18 protein-coding genes are annotated in these 22,041 nt (G+C 64.6%); 7 read left to right on the plus strand and 11 right to left on the minus strand.

Features of this window, described 5'->3' with window-relative positions:
* Nucleotides 1-23: 23 nt before the first annotated feature.
* The 3 genes from ampD to ACLEJW_RS00805 all read left to right on the plus strand — a co-directional run bounded on the left by ampD (nt 24) and on the right by ACLEJW_RS00805 (nt 3,548).
* Complete coding sequence (gene ampD / locus ACLEJW_RS00795) at nt 24-596, plus strand: 1,6-anhydro-N-acetylmuramyl-L-alanine amidase AmpD (protein ID WP_313296522.1); 573 nt, start codon at nt 24-26, stop codon at nt 594-596.
* Entirely contained in the window at nt 593-1,423 is an 831-nt protein-coding gene (ampE, locus tag ACLEJW_RS00800; RefSeq protein WP_313296525.1) for a regulatory signaling modulator protein AmpE, read from the plus strand. Before ampD ends, ampE begins: the two co-directional genes overlap by 4 nt.
* A 1,420-nt stretch (nt 1,424-2,843) precedes the next feature.
* A complete protein-coding gene (locus ACLEJW_RS00805; RefSeq protein WP_440776971.1) occupies nt 2,844-3,548 on the plus strand; it encodes a methyl-accepting chemotaxis protein in 705 nt (234 codons plus the stop codon).
* Between the two features lie 21 nt (nt 3,549-3,569).
* Here ACLEJW_RS00805 and ACLEJW_RS00810 read toward each other — a convergent pair whose 3' ends face one another.
* Nucleotides 3,570-4,346 (minus strand): TatD family hydrolase, encoded by a 777-nt coding sequence (locus ACLEJW_RS00810; protein ID WP_440776848.1) that lies wholly within the window; start codon nt 4,344-4,346, stop codon nt 3,570-3,572.
* Nucleotides 4,347-4,348: 2 nt separating this feature from the next.
* Nucleotides 4,349-5,344 (minus strand): catabolite repressor/activator, encoded by a 996-nt coding sequence (cra, locus tag ACLEJW_RS00815; protein WP_145191881.1) that lies wholly within the window; start codon nt 5,342-5,344, stop codon nt 4,349-4,351.
* Between the two features lie 298 nt (nt 5,345-5,642).
* On the opposite strand from cra, the gene ptsP reads away from it, so the two are divergent.
* From ptsP to ACLEJW_RS00830, 3 genes are read left to right on the plus strand one after another with little or no spacing between them, the layout of a single operon-like run.
* On the plus strand, nt 5,643-8,495 hold the full coding sequence (gene ptsP, locus ACLEJW_RS00820) for a phosphoenolpyruvate--protein phosphotransferase (protein WP_440776849.1): 2,853 nt from the start codon (nt 5,643-5,645) through the stop codon (nt 8,493-8,495).
* Nucleotides 8,496-9,440: a 1-phosphofructokinase gene (gene pfkB, locus ACLEJW_RS00825; RefSeq protein WP_313296533.1), complete on the plus strand. Its 945-nt coding sequence runs from the start codon at nt 8,496-8,498 to the stop codon at nt 9,438-9,440.
* Nucleotides 9,440-11,170, plus strand: coding sequence for a PTS fructose-like transporter subunit IIB (locus ACLEJW_RS00830; RefSeq protein ID WP_440776850.1), 1,731 nt, complete (start codon nt 9,440-9,442; stop codon nt 11,168-11,170). The genes pfkB and ACLEJW_RS00830 overlap by 1 nt, the downstream gene beginning before the upstream one ends.
* A 64-nt stretch (nt 11,171-11,234) precedes the next feature.
* On the opposite strand, the gene ACLEJW_RS00835 is transcribed toward ACLEJW_RS00830, so the two are convergent.
* On the minus strand, nt 11,235-11,456 hold the full coding sequence (locus ACLEJW_RS00835) for a DUF3820 family protein (RefSeq protein ID WP_440776851.1): 222 nt from the start codon (nt 11,454-11,456) through the stop codon (nt 11,235-11,237).
* A gap of 199 nt (nt 11,457-11,655) precedes the next feature.
* On the opposite strand from ACLEJW_RS00835, the gene ACLEJW_RS00840 reads away from it, so the two are divergent.
* Nucleotides 11,656-12,132 (plus strand): ferritin-like domain-containing protein, encoded by a 477-nt coding sequence (locus ACLEJW_RS00840; protein WP_313296539.1) that lies wholly within the window; start codon nt 11,656-11,658, stop codon nt 12,130-12,132.
* On the opposite strand, the gene ACLEJW_RS00845 is transcribed toward ACLEJW_RS00840, so the two are convergent.
* The 8 genes from ACLEJW_RS00845 to ACLEJW_RS00880 all read right to left on the minus strand — a co-directional run bounded on the left by ACLEJW_RS00845 (nt 12,129) and on the right by ACLEJW_RS00880 (nt 22,009).
* Nucleotides 12,129-13,625 (minus strand): diguanylate cyclase domain-containing protein, encoded by a 1,497-nt coding sequence (locus ACLEJW_RS00845; protein WP_440776852.1) that lies wholly within the window; start codon nt 13,623-13,625, stop codon nt 12,129-12,131. The two genes, ACLEJW_RS00840 and ACLEJW_RS00845, sit on opposite strands and share 4 nt — an antisense overlap.
* A gap of 154 nt (nt 13,626-13,779) precedes the next feature.
* Nucleotides 13,780-15,114 carry an OprD family porin gene (locus ACLEJW_RS00850; protein ID WP_313296544.1) on the minus strand — a complete coding sequence of 445 codons (1,335 nt, stop codon included), beginning with the start codon at nt 15,112-15,114 and terminating at the stop codon, nt 13,780-13,782.
* Between the two features lie 205 nt (nt 15,115-15,319).
* Nucleotides 15,320-15,541, minus strand: a complete 222-nt coding sequence (locus tag ACLEJW_RS00855; RefSeq protein WP_145191905.1) for a hypothetical protein — start codon at nt 15,539-15,541, stop codon at nt 15,320-15,322.
* Nucleotides 15,542-15,623: 82 nt separating this feature from the next.
* Complete coding sequence (locus ACLEJW_RS00860) at nt 15,624-18,722, minus strand: multidrug efflux RND transporter permease subunit (RefSeq protein ID WP_440776853.1); 3,099 nt, start codon at nt 18,720-18,722, stop codon at nt 15,624-15,626.
* On the minus strand, nt 18,719-19,882 hold the full coding sequence (locus ACLEJW_RS00865; RefSeq protein ID WP_440776854.1) for an efflux RND transporter periplasmic adaptor subunit: 1,164 nt from the start codon (nt 19,880-19,882) through the stop codon (nt 18,719-18,721). The genes ACLEJW_RS00860 and ACLEJW_RS00865 overlap by 4 nt, the downstream gene beginning before the upstream one ends.
* An 84-nt stretch (nt 19,883-19,966) precedes the next feature.
* Nucleotides 19,967-20,704: a YkgJ family cysteine cluster protein gene (locus ACLEJW_RS00870; RefSeq protein WP_313296555.1), complete on the minus strand. Its 738-nt coding sequence runs from the start codon at nt 20,702-20,704 to the stop codon at nt 19,967-19,969.
* Nucleotides 20,701-21,012: a hypothetical protein gene (locus tag ACLEJW_RS00875; protein WP_440776855.1), complete on the minus strand. Its 312-nt coding sequence runs from the start codon at nt 21,010-21,012 to the stop codon at nt 20,701-20,703. The genes ACLEJW_RS00870 and ACLEJW_RS00875 overlap by 4 nt, the downstream gene beginning before the upstream one ends.
* Nucleotides 21,013-21,109: 97 nt before the next feature.
* Nucleotides 21,110-22,009, minus strand: a complete 900-nt coding sequence (locus tag ACLEJW_RS00880) for a chemotaxis protein (RefSeq protein ID WP_145191921.1) — start codon at nt 22,007-22,009, stop codon at nt 21,110-21,112.
* Between the last annotated feature and the right edge of the window lie 32 nt (nt 22,010-22,041).

Consider the following 22,041-nt stretch of genomic DNA (forward strand, 5'->3'; position numbering starts at 1 on the left):
CTGCGCCGCTCAGGATTTGCCCCATGCTATTGGACCGAGCCACTGGCTGGTTCCACGGAACCGGCATCAGCCGCTGCCCGTCGCCGAATTACAACGCCCGCCCGCCAGGCGAGACGGTTTCGCTGCTGGTGATCCACAACATCAGCCTGCCGCCAGCCTGCTTCGGCACGGGCAAGGTTCAGCAGTTTTTCCAGAACACGCTGAACCCCGATGAGCATCCCTACTTCGCCAGCATCAGCCACCTGACCGTGTCGGCGCACCTGTTCATCGAGCGCGACGGCGGCGTGACGCAATTCGTGTCATTGCACGACCGTGCCTGGCACGCAGGTGTTTCCAGTTTCGAGGGGCGCGAAGGCTGCAACGATTTTTCCATCGGGATCGAACTGGAAGGCACCGACGAGCTGCCCTACAGCGACGCCCAATATGCCGTGCTGCAGCGCCTGACGCGGCAGATCCAGGCGGCCTGTCCGGCCATCGACGTGGCACGCATCCAGGGCCACAGCGACATCGCGCCGCAGCGCAAGACCGACCCTGGCCCGGCATTCGACTGGTCGCGCTATCGCCAGGCTCTGACCGACAACGAGGACAACCTATGAGTTTTCTGGTGCTGCTGTTGGCGCTGTGGATAGAAAAGTTCTCGGCCCTGCGCCATCAACTGCAACGCGACGGCTTCTTGCGCGCAGAATTGGCGCGTCTGGAGCGTACGGGCAAGGTCGAGCCTTGGTGGATACTGACCTTGCTGGTAGTAGCGCCGCTGGCGCTGCTGGCGTTGCTGCTGCATGTGCTCGAGCCGGTGGCCTATGGCTTGCTGGCCTTGCCGGTGCATCTGCTGGTGCTGATCTACAGCCTGGGGCGCGGCGATGCCAAGGCTGCCCTTGGACCTTACCGGGATGCTTGGCGACGCGGCGACGAGCAAGCTGCGCGGGACGTGGCCGCGCGCGACCTGGGCCTTGAGGCCGATGACCCACAGGCGCTGCTGGTGCGCGTGCAGGGGCATCTGTTGTGGCAGGCATATCAGGGCTTTTTCGCGGTGATCTTCTGGTATTTCGTGTTGGGCCCTCTGGCCGCGCTGGCCTACCGGCTGGTGGCGCTGATCGCCGAGCATGCCGGGCAACCCGCCGTGCAGCTGCAAGCAGCGCGATTGCGCCACATTCTGGACTGGTTGCCGGTGCGGGTGCTGGCGGTGAGCTTCGCGCTGGTCGGCAATTTCGTCGCGGTCATGCGCGTCATGCTGCACGAGCTGCTCAATGGGCAGATCAGTGCGGCGCACCTGGTGACCAAGGTTGGTCGTATCGCCGATGACAGCGCGCCACAAGAGACTAGCCAGCGTGCACTTGCCGGGCTGGACAGCCTGTGGGATCTGCTCTTGCGCAGCGCCGTGCTCTGGTATGCGGCCTTCGCGTTATGGACGGTGCTGGCCTGATCGGCAGCCAGGCGCGCGATTAACCTTAAGTTACAAACCTCCGATTCGATCTGCGCTATACAGGTGGCCTAGTGCTATCTCTGCAGAACAACAAGAATCCAGGAGGTGCCCCGTGCAGCGCTTGCTCGACCCGGCCATCGCACTGATGAATCGGCTGAGCTTCGGTCAGAAGTTCAGCCTCATCAGTGTGTTGTTTTTCCTGCCCATGTTGGCCACCAGCGTTTATCTGGTGCGCGACGCTTACCAACAGTTGCACAGCACGCGCAGTGAGCTGCACGGCATCGCTGCGTTGAGCGCCAGCGTGCGCCTGCGCGCCGAGCTTGAGGAATTGGGCAGCCTGGTGCAGATCAATGCGGTGCTCGGCCAGTCCGGCCAGTCCGGCGATCTGGATACCCGTATCACCCAATCCCAGGACCAGGTGCAAGCGCAACTCACTGCCCTGCAAGGCGATGACGCAGTGGCTCAGGCGCAGCTTGCCGAGCTCTCGGCTGCCTTCACCAGCGCGCGGGCCGAGTCGTCGCTGCAGAACAAAGCGGTGCAGCTCGACAGGCTGCTGGTCCAGGCGCAGCGACTCGGCCGGCAAGTTGCCAGTCAGTCAGGGCTGAGCCAGGACGCCCAGGCCTCACTGCGCCAGCTCAGCGAACTGCTGGTGGTCGCCACCGCTACGGTGACCCAGACCCTCGGCGAGGGCCGCACCTTGGGCGCCATCGCATTGGGCAGAGGCTTCATCGATTCGACCGGCAGCGCGCGCTTCGACGATCTGCTGCAACGTCTGGAGCGATTGGAGGCGGATTATCGGTTGCGACTTGACGAGGCCCTCGGGCGAGCCCTCGAGGCCGATACGGCAGTGTCCCGCGCTGCCCAGGCCAGCCTGGCCACGGTCGCGCAAGCGGCAGGCGTATTCGAGGAGCAGGTCGTCGTGGCGCAGACCTTGGATACCCCATGGCCACGGTTCTACCAGCAGGTCAGCGAGCTGCTGGTGCCGACCGAGCGCTTGAACGATGCGCTGCTGGCGCAGCTGCGCGACCAATTGCAGATACGCCTGGACCACCAGCGCCTGCGCATGCTGGCCCTGGCTGCGCTGCTAGGCGGTGTGTTTGTGCTGATCGTCTACCTCTACGGTGGCTTCTACGCCTCGACCCGCACGACCCTGCGCGGCTTGGGCACGGCCATGGGCCAAGTGGCCGCAGGCGACATGACCGTCAGCTTCCGGGCGCGCAGCCGCGATGAGCTGGGTGCCCTCGGCGAAGATTTCAGCGAAACCGTGCGGCGCATTCGAGGGCTGATCGATCAGGTCGGGCAGACGGTGACAGCTGTCGAATTGCAGGCCGGGCAGGTGCTGGCAGTGTCAGCACGCAGCAACCAGGCCATCGGCGGGCAGCGTGAGCAGATCGAACAAGTGGCCACGGCCATGAACCAGATGAGCGCCACCGTGCAGGCGGTGGCGCGCAGCGCAGCGCTGGCAGCCGATGGGGCGGAGCAGGTGAATCTCGAGAGCGCCAATGGCCGCAGCCTGGTGCAAGGCCAGCAGGACAGCATCGGTCGGCTTGCCGGCGAAATCGACAGCAGTGTGCTGGCGATCAACCGCCTGGCAGACGACAGCCAGGCGATCGGCCAGGTACTGGAGGTGATACGCGGTATTGCCGAGCAGACCAACCTGCTGGCCTTGAATGCGGCCATCGAGGCGGCGCGCGCCGGTGAACAGGGACGCGGTTTTGCCGTGGTGGCCGATGAAGTGCGCACCTTGGCCCGGCGCACGCAGGACTCTACTGCGCAGATCGCGCAGATGATCCAGCGCTTGCGCGAAGGCGTGGCGCAGGCGGTGCAGGCCATGGCCGGTAGTCACCAGATGGCCGCGAGCACGGTCGATGAAGCGCAGCAGGTGCAGCAGGCGCTGGGCACTATTCTTGGCGCCGTGGGTGGGATCGTCGAGCAGAACCAGCAGATTGCCGTCGCGGTCGAGCAGCAGACCGCCGTGGCGCATGACATCGACCGCAACCTTGTGGCGATCAACCTCGCCGCCCAGGACACCAGCCAGGGCGCTTGTCAAACCGAGGACGCCAGCCGCGCCTTGTCGCAACAGGTGATGGAGCTCAAGCGCTTGATCGGTGCGTTCAGGGTGTAGCGCGGTGGCGGCGCTGTGCGGCTACCAGCCAAACAGGGCGCAGGCATTGCGAGTGCTGGCCTGCGCCAGCGCGTCGGCGTCGACGCCCAGCAATGGCGCCAGTGCTTGCGCGATCGCCGGCAGGTGCTCGGGGCTGTTGCGCTGGCCGGCGAACATGGCCGGGGCCATGTCGGGCGCATCGGTTTCCAGGACCAGGCCCTCCAGTGGCAGGCGCGCGAGGGTCTTGCGCAGCCGCAGTGCCTGCGGCCAGGTCGCGGCGCCGCCAAGGCCCAGGCGAAAACCCAGCTTGAGGTATTCACGCGCCTCTTCGTAACTGCCGGCGAAGGCGTGGATCACGCCTGCCCGTGCAGGTTTGTAGCGCTTGAGGGTGGCAATCACCTGGGCGTGGCTGCGGCGCACGTGCAGCAAGGACGGCAGCTCGAACTCGCAGGCCAGTTGCAGCTGCGCCTCGAACAGGGCCTGCTGGCGCGCTCTGTCCAGGCCCTCGAGGTAATAGTCCAGGCCGTACTCACCGACCGCGCAAAGCCGCTGAGCGCCGTGCAGGCGCTCGAGCCACTGGCGCAATAGCGCCAGATGCTCAGGCTGGTGCTGGTTCAGGTACACCGGATGCAGGCCCAATGCCGCGTAAACGTTATCGTGCGTACGAGCCAGGTCCCAGACCCGCTGAAGATTGTCTGCATGAACGCCTAGCACCACCACACGCTCGACGCCGGCGGCAGCGGCGTGGGCCAGCACCTGGCTGCGGTCGGCATCGAAGTCGGGGAAGTCCAGGTGGCTGTGCGTGTCGATCAAGCGCATGGTCAGGCCGCGGCGATGCGTTGCTTGAAGGTGCGGCCGATGGCGTGCACACCGGGCTCGTAGCGTTTCTCTTCAATCGCCGCCAACGCAAGCTCCAGGGCGGTGGCGGCTATGGCGCCGTGCTGCTGGGCCATCGCGTTGACCGGCAAGGGCAGGAAATCGAGCAATTGGTTGTCACCGAAAGTGCCCAACTGCAGCTGCCGCGAGTCGGCGGGGCGCGCTTGCAGGGTATCGAATACCCCCTGCAGCAGCACATAGGACGTCGTCACCAACGCGTCCGGCAAGCCGCCGTGTTCCTCGATCAACTGCTGCATCAGGCGTTGCCCGCATTCGCGGCTGAAAGCCTCGCCGGCATAGCGACGCACCACCCCTTGATAGCCCTGCATGGCTTCGTCGAAGCCGCCGGCGCGGGCCTGGCTGACCGACAGCTCCGGGCGTGCGGCTATCAGGGCGATACTGGCGGGCGCAGTTGCCAGCAAGCTACCGGCCAGTTGCCGACTGGCCTCACGGTCATCGCTGATGACCGAGCAGAAATGCCGGGGGTCCAGACGTCGGTCGATGGCGATGACCGGCAGGCCCTTGTCCAGCAGTTCGAGGTAGCTGTCATCCTCAGGGGGCAGGCAGCTGGCGACGAACAGCGCATCGCAGCGGCGGGCGCGGAACAGCTGCTGCAACTGGCGCTCGCTGTCGGGGCGATCATCGCTGCTGGCGATCAGCAGCTGGTAGCCGCGGGCACGCGCCCCTTGCTCGAGCTGTTTGGCGATACGCGCGTAGCTGGGGTTCTCCAGATCCGGGAGAATGAAGCCCAGCGTACGGGTGTGCCGGCTGCGCAGGCCAGCGGCTTGCGGGTTGGGGGTAAAGCCATGGGCCTCGACCACGGCGCGCACGCGCTCGACCGTGCTGGCGCTGATGCGCTGCTGCTCGGCCTTGCCATTGATGACGTAACTGGCAGTGGTCACGGACACACCGGCCAGACGGGCGATATCGCTGAGTTTCACCGAATTTTCCTTGTTATTGCCGGGGCTGGCTACGGCACCAGCCCCGGGTAGTTTGACCGCGAACGGGCGCTGCGCGCAGGCGACCATTGTCGCAATTGTCCGACAGGATGGGGCTTTTGCCTCAGGAGATTATCGAGTAACGTGGCCGCCTGGTCAGATTAAACGTTTCAGCTAGCCCATTTTTCTGCCTCGATGGCGCCTGTGCAAAGCCGTCGAACTGGCTGATTCTGTGAATATCACAACAATACCTCAGTACCTGGCATCAAAATCAAATCCGGGACTGCAAAAGGAGAAGGTCATGCTCGAGCTCGCCACAGGCCAGATAGCCATGGGCCAGACGGCTGTCGACAAGCAGGCGGCATTGCGCTTGCTGGCCGACCGCCTGGTCGCCGATGGCCTGGTCGCCGAAGGTTATCTGCAAGGCCTGCAGGCGCGTGAAGCGCAGGGTTCGACCTTCCTCGGTCAAGGCATCGCGATCCCTCATGGCACGCCGCAGACCCGCGACCTGGTGTTCGCCACCGGTGTGCGGCTGCTGCAGTTCCCCGAGGGCGTGGATTGGGGCGATGGGCAAATCGTCTACCTGGCCATCGGCATCGCTGCGCGGTCCGACGAGCACCTGCGGCTGCTGCAACTGCTGACCCGTGCGCTGGGCGAGACCGACCTGGCCGAGGCATTGCGCCGGGCCAGTTCGGCCGAAGCGTTGCTCAAGCTCCTGCAAGGTGCGCCGCAAGCACTGGCGCTCGATGCGCAACTGGTAGGGTTGAATCTGCCAGCCGAGGATTTCGACGAACTGGCCTGGCGCGGCGCACGCCTGCTGCAGCGCGCAGGATGCGTCGACAATGGCTTTGCCGCAGTGTTGCAGCAGGTCGAACCGTTGCCGTTGGGCGAAGGGTTGTGGTGGCTGCACAGCGAGCGCCAGGTGCGCCAGCCTGGGCTTGCCTTCCTCACCCCACAACAGCCGCTGCGTTACCGCGACCAACCGCTCAATGGCCTGTTCTGCCTGGCCAGCCTTGGCGCTGCGCACCAGGCGCTGCTCGAGCGCTTGTGCGAGGTGCTGATCGAAGGCCGAGGCCAAACCCTTTATCAAGCCACCAGCAGCCGCGCGGTGCTGGAAGTGCTGGGCGGTGAGGCGCCGGCCGACTGGCCGACGGCGCGCATCGTGCTGGCCAACGCCCACGGGCTGCATGCGCGCCCGGCGAAGATTCTCGCGCAGTTGGCCAAGGCCTTCGAGGGCGATATCCGCTTGCGGGTCCTCGACAGCGCGCAGCCGGCGGTGTCGATCAAGAGCCTGAGCAAGCTGCTGAGCCTGGGCGTGCGCCGTGGCCAGGAACTGGAACTGAGCGCCGAGCCGTCGATTGCCGGCGATGCCCTGCCAGCGTTGCTGGCGGCTATCGAGCAAGGCCTGGGTGAAGAGGTCGAAGCGCTACCGCCCACCGCCGGCAGCGAACCCGCAACAGCGGTCGAACATCTTGAGGCGCCGGCGGCAGGCAGCCGCGTCCAGGGTGTCAGCGCTTCGCCTGGGATTGCCAGTGGCCCGGCGCATGTATGCGTCGAGCGCGAGATCGATTACCCCCTGCGCGGTGACTCGCCGGCCCAGGAGCGCGCCAAGCTGCGCGATGCCTTGCAGGCCGTGCATGCAGAGCTGCAAGCCCTTGTCGAACGCAGCGACAAGGCGATTGGTGAAATCTTCGTCACCCACCAGGAGATGCTCGCCGACCCCGCGCTGACTGACGACGCCGAGCTGCGCCTGGCCCAGGGCGAGAGTGCAGCTGCCGCGTGGATGGCGGTGATCGATGCGGCAGCGCGCCAACAGGAGGCGCTGCACGATGCCCTGCTGGCCGAGCGCGCGGCCGACCTGCGTGACGTCGGTCGCCGGGTGTTGGCCCAGTTGTGCGGGCTGCAGGCGCAGGCCGAACCCGAACAACCCTACGTACTGCTGATGGCGGAGGTCGGCCCGTCCGATGTCGCGCGCCTGGACCCTGCCCGTGTCGCCGGCATCGTCACCGCCTACGGTGGCGCCACTGCACACAGCGCCATCGTCGCCCGGGCCCTGGGCATTCCGGCTGTGGTCGGCGTCGGCCCGGCGGTCCTGCTGCTCGCGGCCGGCACGCCGCTGTTGCTCGATGGACAGCGCGGCGCAGTCACGGTCGCGCCGCCAGCAGAGGTGCTGCAACGGGCATTGGCCGAGCGCGAGCAGCGCGAGCAGCGCCTGCAGGCCGCCTGGGCGAAACGCCACGACCCGGCGGTGACTCGCGATGGCCACGCCGTCGAGGTGTTCGCCAACATTGGTGAAAGCAGCGGCATCGACAAGGTCGTGGAGCAGGGTGCCGAGGGCATTGGCCTGCTGCGCACCGAACTGATCTTCATGGCCCATTCGCAGGCGCCGGACGTCGCTACCCAGGAAGCCGAGTACCGACGCGTGCTCGACGGCCTCGGCGGTCGGCCGCTGGTGGTGCGCACGCTCGATGTAGGCGGTGACAAACCACTGCCGTATTGGCCGATCGCGGCCGAGGAAAACCCGTTTCTCGGGGTGCGTGGCGTGCGCCTGACCCTGCAGCGGCCGCAGATCATGGAGGATCAGTTGCGCGCCCTGTTGCGCGCCGCCGATCAGCGCCCGCTGCGCATCATGTTCCCGATGGTTGGCCAGCTGCATGAGTGGCGCGAGGCCCGCGCCATGGTCGAGCGTCTGCGCCAGGAAACGCCGGTTGCCGACCTGCAGGTCGGCATCATGGTCGAAGTGCCTTCGGCCGCCTTGCTCGCCCCGCAGCTGGCCCGTGAAGTGGACTTCTTCAGCATCGGCACCAACGACCTGACCCAATACACCTTGGCCATCGACCGTGGCCATCCGAGCCTGTCGGCTCAGGCCGACGGCCTCGACCCGGCGGTGCTGAGCCTGATCGACATGACCGTGCGCGCAGCCCATGCCCAGGGCAAGTGGGTCGGTGTCTGTGGCGAGCTGGCGGCTGACCCGCAGGCGGTGGCAGTACTGCTGGGCCTGGATGTCGACGAACTGAGCGTGGCCGCCCGCAGTATTGCCGAAGTCAAGGCGTTGGTACGCCAGACCGATCATCAAGCGGCTCGCGCCCTGGCGCGCGAAGCCCTGCAACAAGACAGCGCCGCTGCGGTTCGCGCGCTGGTGGAGCGTTTCTGAATGGCCAAGATCCTCACCCTGACCCTCAACCCGGCACTGGACATCACCGTCAGTCTGGAGCGCTTGCGCCCAGGGCAGGTCAACCGTGCCCAGGCGCAACTCAGCCATGCTGCCGGCAAAGGCCTGAACGTGGCGCAAGTGCTCGCCGACCTGGGGCATGACGTCACCGTCGGCGGCTTTCTGGGCCGCGACAACCTGCAAGCGTTCCAAGCGCTGATCGCTCGTCGTGGCTTTGCCGACTGCTTCGTGCATGTCGACGGCGAAACCCGCAGCAACCTCAAACTGGTCGAGGCCGATGGCCAGGTCACCGACATCAACGGGCCTGGGCCTGTGGTGGATGAAGCGGCCTGCGCCGAGCTGCTGCGCCGCCTTGAACAGGTGGCACCTGGGCATGCGGCAGTGGTGGTGGCCGGAAGCCTGCCGCGAGGCATCAGCCCTGCCTGGCTGCGGCAGTTGCTCGAGCGCTTGCAGGCACTGGGATTGAAGGTGGTGTTGGACAGCAGCGGCGAGGCTTTGCGCGCCGGTTTGCAGAGTGCGCCCTGGTTGGTCAAGCCCAACACCGAAGAGCTGGGCGAAGTACTTGGCCTGAGCGTGCAGAGCGCCGCTGAACAGCGCGCGGCGGCCGAGCGTCTGCTCGCCAGTGGCGTCGAGCATGTGGTGGTGTCGGCCGGCGAGCAGGGTGTGCGTTGGTTCAGCGCCGCTCATGCGCTGCAGGCGCGGCCGCCCAAGGTGTCGGTGGCCAGTACCGTGGGCGCCGGGGATTCGCTGGTAGCTGGCATGCTCCACGGCCTGTTGGCCGAGGAAGACGCGCAGCAGACCTTGCGCCGCGCCACCGCGATCGCCGCCCAAGCCGTGACGCAAATCGGCTTCGGCATCTGCGATCGCCAGCAACTGGCGGCGCTTGAAGCCGCCGTGCAACTGACAGAACAACAAGAGGGTTGCTGATGAACATCGCCATCGTCACCGCCTGCCCCAACGGGCAGGTTTCCAGTGTCCTCAGTGCCCGCCTGCTGGCGGCCGCCGCCCAGCGTCGCGGCTGGAGCACCAGCGTCGAAGTGCTCGATACCGAGCATCCCGAGCGCCAGCTCAGCGCCGCGCAGATCGCCGAGGCCGACTGGGTGTTGGTGATCAGCACCGGCCCGGTGGATCTGGCGCGCTTCGCCGGCAAGCGGGTCTACCAGAGCACGCCTGCACAGGCGCTGGCCGACCGCGAGTGTTTTCTCGACGAAGCGGCAGCCAAGGCCGAGATGCTGACGGCGCAGGCCAGCGCTGCTGCGCCGGTGGCGGCAGTGCGCATGGTTGCGGTCACTGCCTGCCCGACCGGCGTGGCACACACCTTCATGGCTGCCGAGGCACTGCAGCAGGCAGCGCAGCAGTTGGGCTATGAGCTGAGCGTCGAAACCCAGGGCTCGGTGGGTGCGCGCAACCCGCTGTCGGCCGAGACCATCGCCGCTGCCGATGTGGTAGTGCTGGCTGCCGACATCGAAGTGCCGACGGCGCGCTTTGCCGGCAAACGCATCTACCGCTGCGGCACCGGCATTGCGCTCAAGCAGGCGCGTGCCACCTTGGACAAGGCCCTGGCCGAGGCCAAGGTCGAGGGCGCGGCCGACGGTGCCACAGCAGCGCCGGCCAAGGCCGAGAAGGCCGGGGTCTACAAACATCTTTTGACCGGCGTGTCTTTCATGCTGCCGATGGTGGTGGCAGGGGGGCTGTTGATTGCCCTGTCCTTCGTGTTCGGCATCGAAGCCTACAAGGAGGCCGGCAGCTTGCCGGCGGCGCTGATGCAGATCGGCGGCGAGGCGGCCTTCAAGCTGATGGTGCCGCTGCTGGCGGGCTACATCGCCTGGTCGATCGCCGACCGACCGGGCCTGGCGCCGGGCATGATCGGTGGTCTGCTGGCCAGTACCCTGGGCGCCGGCTTCATTGGCGGCATCGTCGCCGGTTTTCTTGCCGGCTACAGCGCCAAGGCCATTGCCCGCTGGGCGCGCCTGCCGAGCAGCCTGGAGGCGCTCAAGCCGATTCTGATCATTCCACTGCTGGCCAGCCTGTTCACCGGCCTGGTGATGATCTATGTGGTCGGCCAACCGGTGGCAGCGATGCTCGAGGGGCTGACGCAGTTTCTCGACAGCATGGGCACCACCAACGCCATCCTGCTCGGGCTGCTGCTTGGCGGCATGATGTGCGTGGACCTCGGTGGGCCTATCAACAAGGCCGCCTACGCCTTCTCGGTGGGGCTGCTGGCGTCGTCCAGCTACGCGCCAATGGCGGCGACCATGGCAGCGGGCATGGTGCCGCCGATCGGTCTGGGTATTGCCACCTTCCTGGCCCGGCGCAAGTTCGCCCAGAGCGAGCGCGAAGCCGGCAAGGCCGCGTTGGCCCTGGGCCTGTGCTTCATTTCGGAGGGGGCGATTCCGTTCGCCGCGAAGGACCCGCTGCGGGTCATCCCCGCCAGCATCGCCGGGGGCGCGTTGACCGGTGCATTGTCGATGTATTTCGGCTGCAAGCTGATGGCGCCGCACGGCGGGCTGTTCGTGCTGCTCATTCCTAATGCGATCAATCACGCGCTGTTGTATCTGTTGGCGATCGTCGCCGGCAGCCTGGTGACGGCAGTGGTGTACGCCGTCATCAAGAAAAGCGAACAGGTGGAGCTGGCCGTGGCACCGGCGAAGGGCTGAAACCTGCTCACGCTCTGCGATCGCCCTGTCGTCGCGTGAAACCGCTGCGATAGGGCGTTTTCGATCAGCGTCGGTGCTTGTGCCGCAATGGCACGAGCAAGTCACCCAGGCCGTTGTGGTCGATCTCATGCATCAACGCCAACAGTCCGCCCAACTCGCCGGCTGGAAAGCCCTTGCGGGCGAACCATGCCAGGTAGTCACCCGGTAAATCCGCAATCAACCGCCCCTGGTATTTGCCGAAGGGCATGTTGCGCGTCACCAGCAGTTCTAGCATCTCAGGTTTCATCACCAGCCTCTTCATCGAGCGGGTGGCGACGATACTGCAATCTGCACGGTCCTCCCAGGGCAATCATGCAGAAAACCGTGCCGAGCGGGTTTTTACTAGTGGCTAACTCGCTGATTTATATAGAAATTAATTTTATAGCCGATTTGGCACGATGCCTGCTCCTCTCCTAGTGACTATCACCTGCCACGGAGTTTGTGCGATGAGCAATGCAAACAAAGAAGTGATCGATATCCTCAACGACCTGATCGAGTACAGCAAGGACGGTGAAAAAGGCTTCAAAGAATCGGCCGATGATGTCAAGAACTCGGAACTCAAGGCGTTCTTCGTACAGCGCGCCGGCGCCTGCGCCAACGCAGCGGCTGAACTACAGGCTGAAGTGCGTCGCCTGGGCGGCGATCCAGAAACTTCCACCAGCGTGACCGCCGACCTGCACCGCGGTTGGGTCAACCTGAAGTCCATGCTGACCGGCAAGGACGAAGAGTCTGTACTCAATGAAGTGGAACGCGGTGAAGACCATGCGCTGAAGGCTTACAAAGAAGCCCGTGAGAAGCTGGTCAAGCACGGCCACGCTGCCGGTGACTCGACTTATGCGCTGGTCGAAAAGCAACTGCAAGGCGTGCAGCAGAACCACGACCAAGTCAAGGCGCTGCGTGACGCGGCCCGCGCTCGTTCCTAATCGAGCGGTCCTTCTACCCGGTCGCGGCCGTTAGCCTTGGCCCGGTAGAGGGCTTCATCAGCGGCGCTCAGCAGCTGAGTCAAATCGTGCTGAGTGCCGGGGGTGAAGACCCCAATGCCTACGCTTACCGTTATGCCCTGGCTGTCACCCTCAAACGGCGTTAGCGCTGCCACTTCGGCACGGATATTTTCAGCCAGTACCCTGGCGCCAGCCAAGCCCGTCTCCGGCAACACCACCTGAAATTCCTCGCCACCATACCGTGCAGCCAAGTCGGCTGGACGCCTGATGCAACGCCCCAGGGTTCTGGCGACGTTGTGCAGTGCCTTGTCGCCGCCCGCATGCCCATGGCGTTGATTGAACGCTTTGAAGTGATCGACATCCACCATCAGCACTGCCAAAGGTTGGCGATTGCGTTGGGCGCGTGCCCATTCCAGACGCAGCACCTGGTCGAGCTGGCGTCGATTGGCCAGACCGGTCAGGCTGTCGGTGGCCGCAAGCGCTACCAGCCCCTGTTCGGCGTGATGCCGACGACGCAGCTCGCGTCCCAGCAGCAATGTCAGCCAGACGATGCCGATGCACAGGACTCCAGTGGCCACACTCACCAGAATCGCGGTACGGCGCCATGACTGAAACACTTCATCGCTTGAATTGATCACCAGTACGACCAGGGGCAAGTCGCCGACCCTGGCGAAGGTATACATCTTCTGGCGCTGCGTGACGCTGGAGCGGGCCGTGAAGCTGCCCTCGGTTTGGCTGAGAATGCGCCGGAAGTTGGGCCGCTGTGCATAAGATGCGCCGACCGCGGCGTCTTGCGCAGGGGCTGGCTCACGGGCCAGCAGTTGGCCGTTGACGTTGAGCAGGTTGATGCTGCTGTCGGCGCCGATGTCCAAGCGTTTGAACAGCTCGCTGAAATACGACAGACGCAGGGCGCCTGCTGCCAGCCCAGCGAAATTGCCGTGGGCGTCGTCGATGCGCCGACTGAAACTGATGCACCAGTCCAGATCCCCTAGCCTGGCCTTGAATGGGGGGCCCACCAGCAAACCCAGCCGTGGGTCATTCAGGTGTGCCTGGAAGTCGCCGGTCTCGGCGAAGTTGGCCTGGCGCGGCACCGGGCTGCTGGAATCGCCGACCACGTTACCCTGCTTGTCCAGCCACAACACATCGCCACGCTGATGGTCGACCAGGGCGTCATTGAACAGCAGGCGCTGGCGCAACGGCTGCGGCAGGCGGGTCAGCTCTGGCCGGCTGACGGCCCAGATCAGGCCCTTGAGCGATCGATCGTATAACTCGACGTTGCGCAGGATGTCGCTTTCGATCAACTGCACGATATTGTTGGCAGCACGTACCGCCGACTGCTCGACGCTCTCGCGCTCGCGACCGAGCAGGTAGCTGACGATGGCGACGATGGCGAGCACGGCAAGGCAACTGCCCAGGTTGAGGAACAGCTCGGGGTGCGACCGGTAGAAGGCGGGGGACGACAGTCGGTTGGGCATGCGCGCTACTGCTGAGGCAGGGCCATTTTCGGCGGCGACATTCTAGGCAAGCGGTGATTGTCGGACAAGATTTGTCCGACGGAAACATCGCCAATGGCGCTTGGAAAGGGGCGGGAAGACCAGTTCCGCCCCTTGCGCCATAGCCGGTTGCGAATCAGAAGACGTTCAGGGGGTAGTCGACGATCACGCGCAGTTCATCATTGTCGCTGTTGCTGTCGATCGAAGCATAGCCCTGGCCACCGCGGTGGGTTGCGTAGCGCACCTGTACTGCGAGGTCCTTGAAGTCACCCTCTTGGAACACGTACTTGACGTCCAGATCGCGCTCCCAGTGCGTGGCATGCTTGCCGTCGGCGCGGTAGTAGTCGTAGTGGGTGGTGTCCTGGGTGGCCTTGGTCAGGTCCGCTTCGCCGCGCGAATACGACAGCGATGTGCTCAGGCCCGGAATACCGATGCCGGCGAAGTTGTAGTCGTACTGCAGTTTCCACGAGCGTTCATTGGGTGCGTTGAAGTCCGAGTACATCCGCGAGTTGTCGAGATAGACGCTGTCGCCCAGATTGATGTAGTCGAAGGGCGTATTGCCGTTGACCCGTTGATACGCGGCCGTGAGGCTGTGATAGCCGGCGTTGACGGTGAAGTGCAGGCTGTAGGTGTTGTTGTCGATCTTGCCCAGCAGCGCCTGGCCGGTGTCCTGGGTGTGATAGAAGTGCGCGCCAGGGTTGAGGCTGACCAGGTCGTTGACCACGTAGGTGTAGTCGAAGTCGGCGTAGTACTGGTTCCAGATGTCCTTGAGCTCGGCGGCATACAGGCTGGTGGTGATGCTCTCGGTGCCGCTCCAGGTGGCGCCTGCCCAGTTCAGGTGCTTGCTCTTGTCGCGCTCGTCGAGGCTGCCGTAGTAGGTGTCGATACGACGGTGGCCGCTCTGGTTGTAGGGATGGGTGAAGCTCACCTGGCCGCCTTCGAGCAAGAGGCCGTCGATGCTGGTGTTGGTCAGGCTGATGCCGCGGAAGGTCTGCGGCAGCATTCGCGTTTCGCCACCGGCAATGACCGGGTTGGTCAGAAACAGATCGCCGGCCTTGAGCTCGGTGTCGAAAGCCTTGAGCTTGAGCGCAGCACCGGCGGTGGAGAACGAGCGGGGAGCAGCGCCTAGTTCGCCGTCGTCCTTGATGTGCTCAGGCAAGATGCTGGTGCCCGCGTGACCGCCGCCGCCGTCGAGCTTCAGGCCCAGCATGGCATGGGCGTCGACGCCGACGCCGACCACACCTGGGGTATAACCGGATTCGAAGCGTGCCACTGCGCCCTGGCCCCACTCGCGGGTGTCGCGCACGTCGCTGTTGTGGTTGTTGCGGTTGAAGTAGGCATTGCGAAAATGCAGGTTGAACGACGCGCCGTCGATGAAGCCATCAGCCTTGTCTTCATCGGCCTGGGCGGCGAACGGCATCGTTGCAGTCAATGCAATGAACAGCGGGGTAAAACGAAACGCGGAAGGCACCGGGACTAGCTCCTTTGGTCTGACGGGTGTGACTGTTTTTGTTTTTCAATGCGCGTCTATTCATATCGATACGTGACAGCTGGGCTGATGGCGAGCGCACATAAAAAAAGCCGCTGATTGGCAGCGGCTTTAAAAGGCTAACATATCGACACCAACGGTGCCCATGGTCTAGCCGGGGGAAAGATGCGGCGTGCTTGAGCTGCACTCAGCTGTCGGCGGCGGTGTCGCTCGAGGCTTTCGATGCAGTCTGCTGCGCGTCTTTGGCGGCGTCGGCCTGATTGGCCAAGGCTTCGCGAGACTGTTGCTGAGTGGCCGCGAGTTGTGCGTTGCGGGCGACGAAAGCCGGGGATTCTTCGGCCATGGCCAAGGGCGACAACAACAGGGACGACAGGACGAAAACGCTGGCAATACCCATACTGTTGGACATGTTGAAACTACCTTCTTGCGGGGCAAGTGCTAATGAGGACGGGGTTAACGTTAATCCGCCCAAGCGCCCGGAAACAGGCTGATTATCGATAATCACTGTTGCGCGAAAGGTAAGGATTCACCCGATGACGGTGGCATAGGCGCTCCATGGCCAGGTAGATCACCGGCGTGGTGAACAGGGTCAACGCCTGGCTCACCAGCAGCCCGCCCACCACAGCAATGCCCAAAGGTTGGCGCAACTCTGCGCCAGCGCCGAAGCCGAACATCAGCGGCACCGCGCCGAGCAGGGCGGCGAGGGTGGTCATGACGATCGGACGCAAACGCGTCATGCACGCCTGGTGTATCGCCTGCTCAGGGGAGGCGCCCTGATCGCGCTGAGCGGCCAGGGCGAAGTCGATCAGCAGGATGCCGTTCTTCTTGACGATACCGATCAGCAGGACCACGCCGATCAAGCCCATGATGCTGAAGTCCTGGCCCATGGCCCAAAGCAGAATCAGGGCGCCCAGCCCTGCCGAAGGCAGCGTCGAAATGATCGTCAACGGGTGCACGAAGCTCTCGTAGAGCACGCCAAGTATGATGTAAACCGCCACCAGCGCCGCCAGAATCAGCCAGGGCTGGCTCGCCAGCGAGCGCTGAAAGGCCTGGGCTGCTCCCTGAAAATTGCCGCTGATCGCGTCAGGCATGCCCAGTTCACGCTGGGTGCGTTCAAGGATTGTCACCGCATCGCCCAAGGCGACGCCGGGTGCCAGATTGAACGACAGGTTGGCGGCTGGAAACAGGCCGTCATGGCTGATCGACAGCGGGCCGGTGCTGGGCGGCGCGACATGCGCCACTGCCGAGAGTGGCACCATTTCATTGCTCAACGGCGAGCGCAGGTAGAAGTAGTTCAGGCTTTCGGCTTTGCCTCGCTGCTGGGCGTCCAGCTCCAGAATCACCTTGTACTGGTTGGTCTCGGTCTGAAACTCACTGATCTGCCGCTGGCCGAAGGCGTCGTACAGCGCCTGGTCGACATCGGCGGTAGTCAGGCCGAAGCGCGCGGCGGCCTGGCGGTCGATGTCGATGCGAGTAACGCTGGCGCCCAGCTGCAGGTCGTTGGACAAATCACGAAAGGCCGGCTCTTCGCGCAGGCGGTCAGTCAGACGCTGGGTCCAGAGGTTCAGTGCCACGCCGTCGTTGCTTTTGAGCACGTATTGATACTGCGTGCGCGATGGACCGGAACTGAGGTTGATATCCTGGCCGGCGCGCAGGTACAGCACCACCCCCGGTATCTGGGCAAGCTTGGGCCGCAGCCGGTCGATCAGCTCGCTGGCCGAGACGTCGCGTTCTGCGCGCGGTTTGAGGGCGATCCAGAAGCGGCCGTTGGCGATGGTCTGATTGTTTCCGGTGACGCCCACCGCATGGGAATAGGCCTGCACCGCAGGGTCCTGGGCGATGATCGCCGCCAGCGCCTGGTGCTTGTCGATCATCGCCGGGTACGACACGTCTGCCGCTGCCTCGCTGGTGCCGAGCACGAAGCCGGTGTCCTGCTGCGGGAAAAAGCCCTTGGGAATGCCGATGTAGCCTGCCACTGCCAGGGCCAGCGTCAGGAAGAATACGCCAAGGGTCAGGCGTTGATGGGCCAACGCCTGGTTCAGGCCTTTCTCGTAACCCTTGAGCAAACGCGCGCCAATACCACCGTGCTGCTCCTGCAGCGGGCGGCGCATGAACAACGCACAGAGCGTCGGCGCCAGGGTCAACGAGACCACCACCGAAACCAGGATGGTCGCGGTAGCGGTGAGGGCGAACTCCTTGAACAAGCGCCCGACCACGCCACCCATGAACAACAGTGGGATGAAGGCGGCGATCAGCGAGAAGCTGATCGAGATCACCGTGAAACCAATCTCGCCTGCGCCCTTGAGCGCCGCCGTGCGGCTGTCGTCGCCGGCTTCCAGGTGGCGGTGGATGTTCTCGACCACGACGATGGCGTCGTCCACCACGAAACCCACGGCGATGACGATGGCGACCAAGGTCAGGTTGTTCAGGCTGAAACCGAACAGGTCCATCATCGCGCAGCTGGCGATCAGCGACACGCCAAGCACGCTGGACACCACCAAGGTGGCCGACCACTGGCGCAGAAACAGCGCCATCACCCCGATGACCAGCGCCACCGCGATCAGCAGGGTCAGTTCGACTTCGTGCAGGGAGGCGCGAATGGTCTGCGTGCGGTCCTGCAAGACCGACACCTCGACCGAGGCCGGTAGCATCTCCTGTAATTTCGGCAGCGCGGCCATGACTCGATCGACCGTGTCGACGATATTCGCCCCTGGTTGGCGAAACACCACCAGGTTCAGACCCGGTTGCTCGCCGGACCAGGCCTTGACGTAGGCGTTCTCGGCGCCGTTGATCACCGTGGCGACATCCTGCAACTGCACCGCTGCGCCGTCACGGTAAGCGACGATGAGCCGGGCGTAGTCCTCGGGGCGGAACAGCTGGTCGTTGGCGGCAAGGGTCGACACGCTGTGCTCGCCGTACAACGCGCCTTTGGCAAGGTTGAGGCTGGTCTGTTGAATGGCCAGGCGCAGGTCGGCCAAGGTGAGGCTTACCGCGGCCAGTTTTTCTGGCTGCGCCTGCACGCGAATGGCGGGGCGCAGTTGCCCGGTGATGTTGATCAAGCCGACTCCGTCGACCTGGCTCAACTGGCGTGCCAGCAGGGTCTCGGCATAGTCGCTCAGTTCGCTGCCGGGCATTTGTGCGGAGCTTACGCTCAGCACCAGCACTGGGCTATCGGCCGGGTTGACCTTGCGCCAGGTGGGCGGGTTGGGCAAGTCCCGCGGCAGGCGGGCGGTGGCGGTGTTGATCGCTGCCTGGACTTCCTGGGCGGCCGTGTCGATGTTCTTGTCGAGGCTGAACTGCAGGATCAGCGTGGTCGAGCCCAGTGCGCTGCTGCTGGTCATCTGGGTCATGCCGGGTATTGCGCTGAATTGCACCTCCAATGGCGTCGCTACCGATGAAGCCATGGTCTCAGGGCTGGCCCCTGGCAACTGCGTGGTGACCTGAATGGTCGGAAAATCCGCTTCCGGCAGCGGCGCCACCGGCAGCCGCGCAAAGCCGATAAGCCCCAGCAACACCAAGGCGAAGGTCAGCAGCAGGGTTGCCACTGGGTGATCGATGCACCAGGCAGAGACGCCGTTGCGGGTGTTCATGGCTGGCGCCGCAGGTCAGCGGGTGGCGGCGTCGAGGCGGCATCGCTGATGACGTCGACGCGCGCCCCGGGCTTGAGGCGTGACTGGCCGTCGAGCACCAGGCGTTCGCCGGGCTTGACCCCGGTGATGACCATCAGGCTGCTGTCCTGGTGCACGACATGCACCGCGACGCTGGTCACCGTGTCGCCATCCAGGCGATAGACGAAGTGGCCGTCGACAGCGCGCTGCACCACTGGCGGTGGTACCACCAGGGCGTTGCGCGCGATGGCGGTGCGCAAGCGCAAGGTGACCAGTTGCCCCGGCCATAGGCTGCCATCGTGGTTGTCGAACTCGGCCTTGACCCGCACCGTGCCGGTACTGGGCGAAACCTGGTTGTCGATCAACGCCAGGTGCCCCTCGCCAAGCAGGGCGCGGTCACCGTCGGCGTCCATGTAGGCCTGCACCAGCGCTGGGTCAGGCGCCTTGAGCAGCGCCTGCAGGGTGGGCAGTAGCTGCTGCGGCAGGCTGAACTGCACCGCGATCGGGTCGAGCTGGGTGACACTGAACAGGCCTTGCGCATCGCTGCTGCGCACCAGGTTGCCGGGGTCGACATTGCGAATGCCGACGCGTCCGGTCACCGGGGAGTGTATCTGCGTGTAGGAAAGCTGCACCTGGGCATTGGCGATCGCCGCCTGGTTGCCCTTGACCGTGGCCTGCAACTGGTTGACCAGGGCCTGCTGCTGGTCGAGGGTCTGCTGGGACACGCCATTGTCGCTGCTGAGCAGACGGTAGCGCCTGAGGTCCAACGCCGCCACTTGAAGTTGCGCCTGGCTCTGGCCGAGCTGGGCGCGCGCCTGATCGAGGCTGGCGCGAATGGCCCGGTCATCGAGGGTAGCGAGCAGGTCGCCGCGGTGGACCGATTGGCCTTCCTTGACCAACACCTGGGTCAGGATGCCGTCCACCTGTGGGCGAATCTGCACGTTGTGCAACGATTGCACGGCGCCGATGGCGCTGGCGTAGTGCGGCACGTCTTGCTCGACGACGCTGACCACCCTGACCGGTATGGCCGCCTGCGCCCGCGGCGCAATGCCTGGCTGGCGCTGTCCAAACCAGAACGCCACGGCCAATAAGGCGAACAGTGCGCAAGCGGCAAGCACAATAGCTCGAGAACGACGTCGCATTGGCGCAGGCACCTTGGCCGATGGGGTAGCTGTGCAGATTATCGGGATGCGCGGAGCAATCCACGCTTTTTTGCGCACCTGGCATCAGAAACCAATGAAGGCATAGAAGACCGGCGCTTGCGCCGTGGTGTGCAAGCCCAGCGCCTGCAACTCATCTACCCGTTCAGGTTGCTCCACGTGCAGCGTCCAGCCTAGCCCGATAGGCGCTGCGCGGGGCGCCTGCGTGGCAGCGGCGAACGCGCTCATCTGCGGCAGATAGGCGGTAAAGCCGTTGCCTTTGAGGGCGCTGGTGGTCATTTCCAGCGCCTCGCAGATGGCAACCTTGGCGGCAATGTCAGCGCGATCCGCCTGCCGTGAAGCGTGCACCAGCGCCTGCAGCGCGGCGTCCACCGGCAGCGATCCATGGATCAGCTCAGGGCCTTGCTGCCAGGCCTCTGCAGGGCAGTCCTTGTGCTCTGGGCGCAGCGCGATGTGCGGATTGATTTCCACCGGATAGATGCGGCAAACCAGCGGCCGCTGGTCGTAGATCGAGCACAGGTCGTCAGCATCGAGGTGACGGCAGCGCCCCGGATTGAAGGCGGCGAAGGTCACCGCGACCCGCGCCTCGGCGCTGCCGCACGGTACCGGGTAGGAACGGCGCATGACATGCTCGCGCTGTTCGACCGGCATGCCGGGCCCGTCGCTGACGAATGCCTCGATCAGCACGATCACCTGGCCGCCTGACACAGCCCATTGCCGTGCTTCATCCAGGGTCAGGGGTACATGGTGGCCGGTGCAGCATTTACCGCAGCCAGTGCAGGCGAAGCGCAGGGTGTCGTTCACTTGGCCTGGGGGTTCCATTCGCTGACGAAGGCCTGCTGTTGGCGGCGATCGTACAGGCACAGCTCGCTACCGGTGCGCTGCTTCATGTGCTTCTGCGCATAGGTGCCTTCGATCAGCAACGCGCTAAAGCCCACCCGGTCGTCGAACTCGGCGGGCTTGCCGCGGGCATGTGCGTTCTTGAACTGGCTGGCTTTGAGGCAGGCATTGAGCATCTGCTGGCGCTGGTCGTTCCAGGCCTGGGTGCTGGAAGCCTGGGCGGCACTGCTGAACAGCGTGCAGGCGATCACAAGGGAGCTAAGAAACTTCATACGCGGTTCCAGGATTTCATCCGAGGGGCGCGAATCATGCCCGAGCGCCCCTGGCGTCACGCCAGGGAGTTTGTCGCTGAATATAAAAACACGAGCATCAACGCTCGGCAAATACCACTGTGCGTGCAGCAGTTACCAGGCAATCGGTCAAGTCTGGCGAGGAGAATTTGGTAAGGATCGAATTGGCCCCGGCCTGGCGGGCTTTTTCGCTGCTCATGGCGCTGTCCAGCGAGGTGTGCAACAGCACATACAGGTGCTGGAAGTCGGGCGTCTCACGCAGGGTTCGGGTGAACGCATAGCCGTCCATTTCCGACATCTCGATGTCCGAGACAATGATATTGATCTCCTGGGCTGTGCCTTGCAGTTCCAGCAGCACGTTGATGGCATCCTTGGCGCTGCGCGCGGTATGGCAGTCGATGCCTAGGTTGCGCAGGGTGTGCACCGACTGCTGCAAGGCCACCTGGCTGTCATCGACCACCAGAATGTTCGCGGCAGCCAGCAGGCTGGCGTCCTCTTCGCTCAACTCGCCCGGCTGTGGCTCGTGCGCAGGCGGAGCGATGCCGTGGATGACCTTTTCGATGTCGAGCACCTGCACCAAGGTGTTGTCGACCCGCGTCACGCCGGTGATGAACGAGCGGTTGCCCGAGCCGAACGGCGGCGGCTTGATGTCAGTGCTCAGGCAGTGGACGATGCGGCTTACCGCCTGCACGTGCAGACCTTGGCGTGAGCGGCTGATCTCGGTGACGATCAGGCAGCCGCCATTCGGGTCTGCCAGCGGGCGCTCGCCGATGGCCCGCGACAGGTCGATGACCGACAGCGAGTTGCCGCGCAGTGTCGCCACGCCCTTCACGTGCGGATGTGATTCAGGCAGCTTGGTCAGCGGCGGGCAGGGGATGATTTCGCTTACCTTGAGCAGGTTGATTGCCATCAGCTTGCCGCTGCGCAGGGTGAACAGGAGCAGCGACAGCGAATCCGCGCGGGCTTTATGCGTGGCCATGGTGATCTTCGTGAGGCACAGGGGATGCCGGG

Source organism: Pseudomonas sp. SMSB3, assembly GCF_052041965.1.
Classification (GTDB): Bacteria; Pseudomonadota; Gammaproteobacteria; order Pseudomonadales; family Pseudomonadaceae; genus Aquipseudomonas.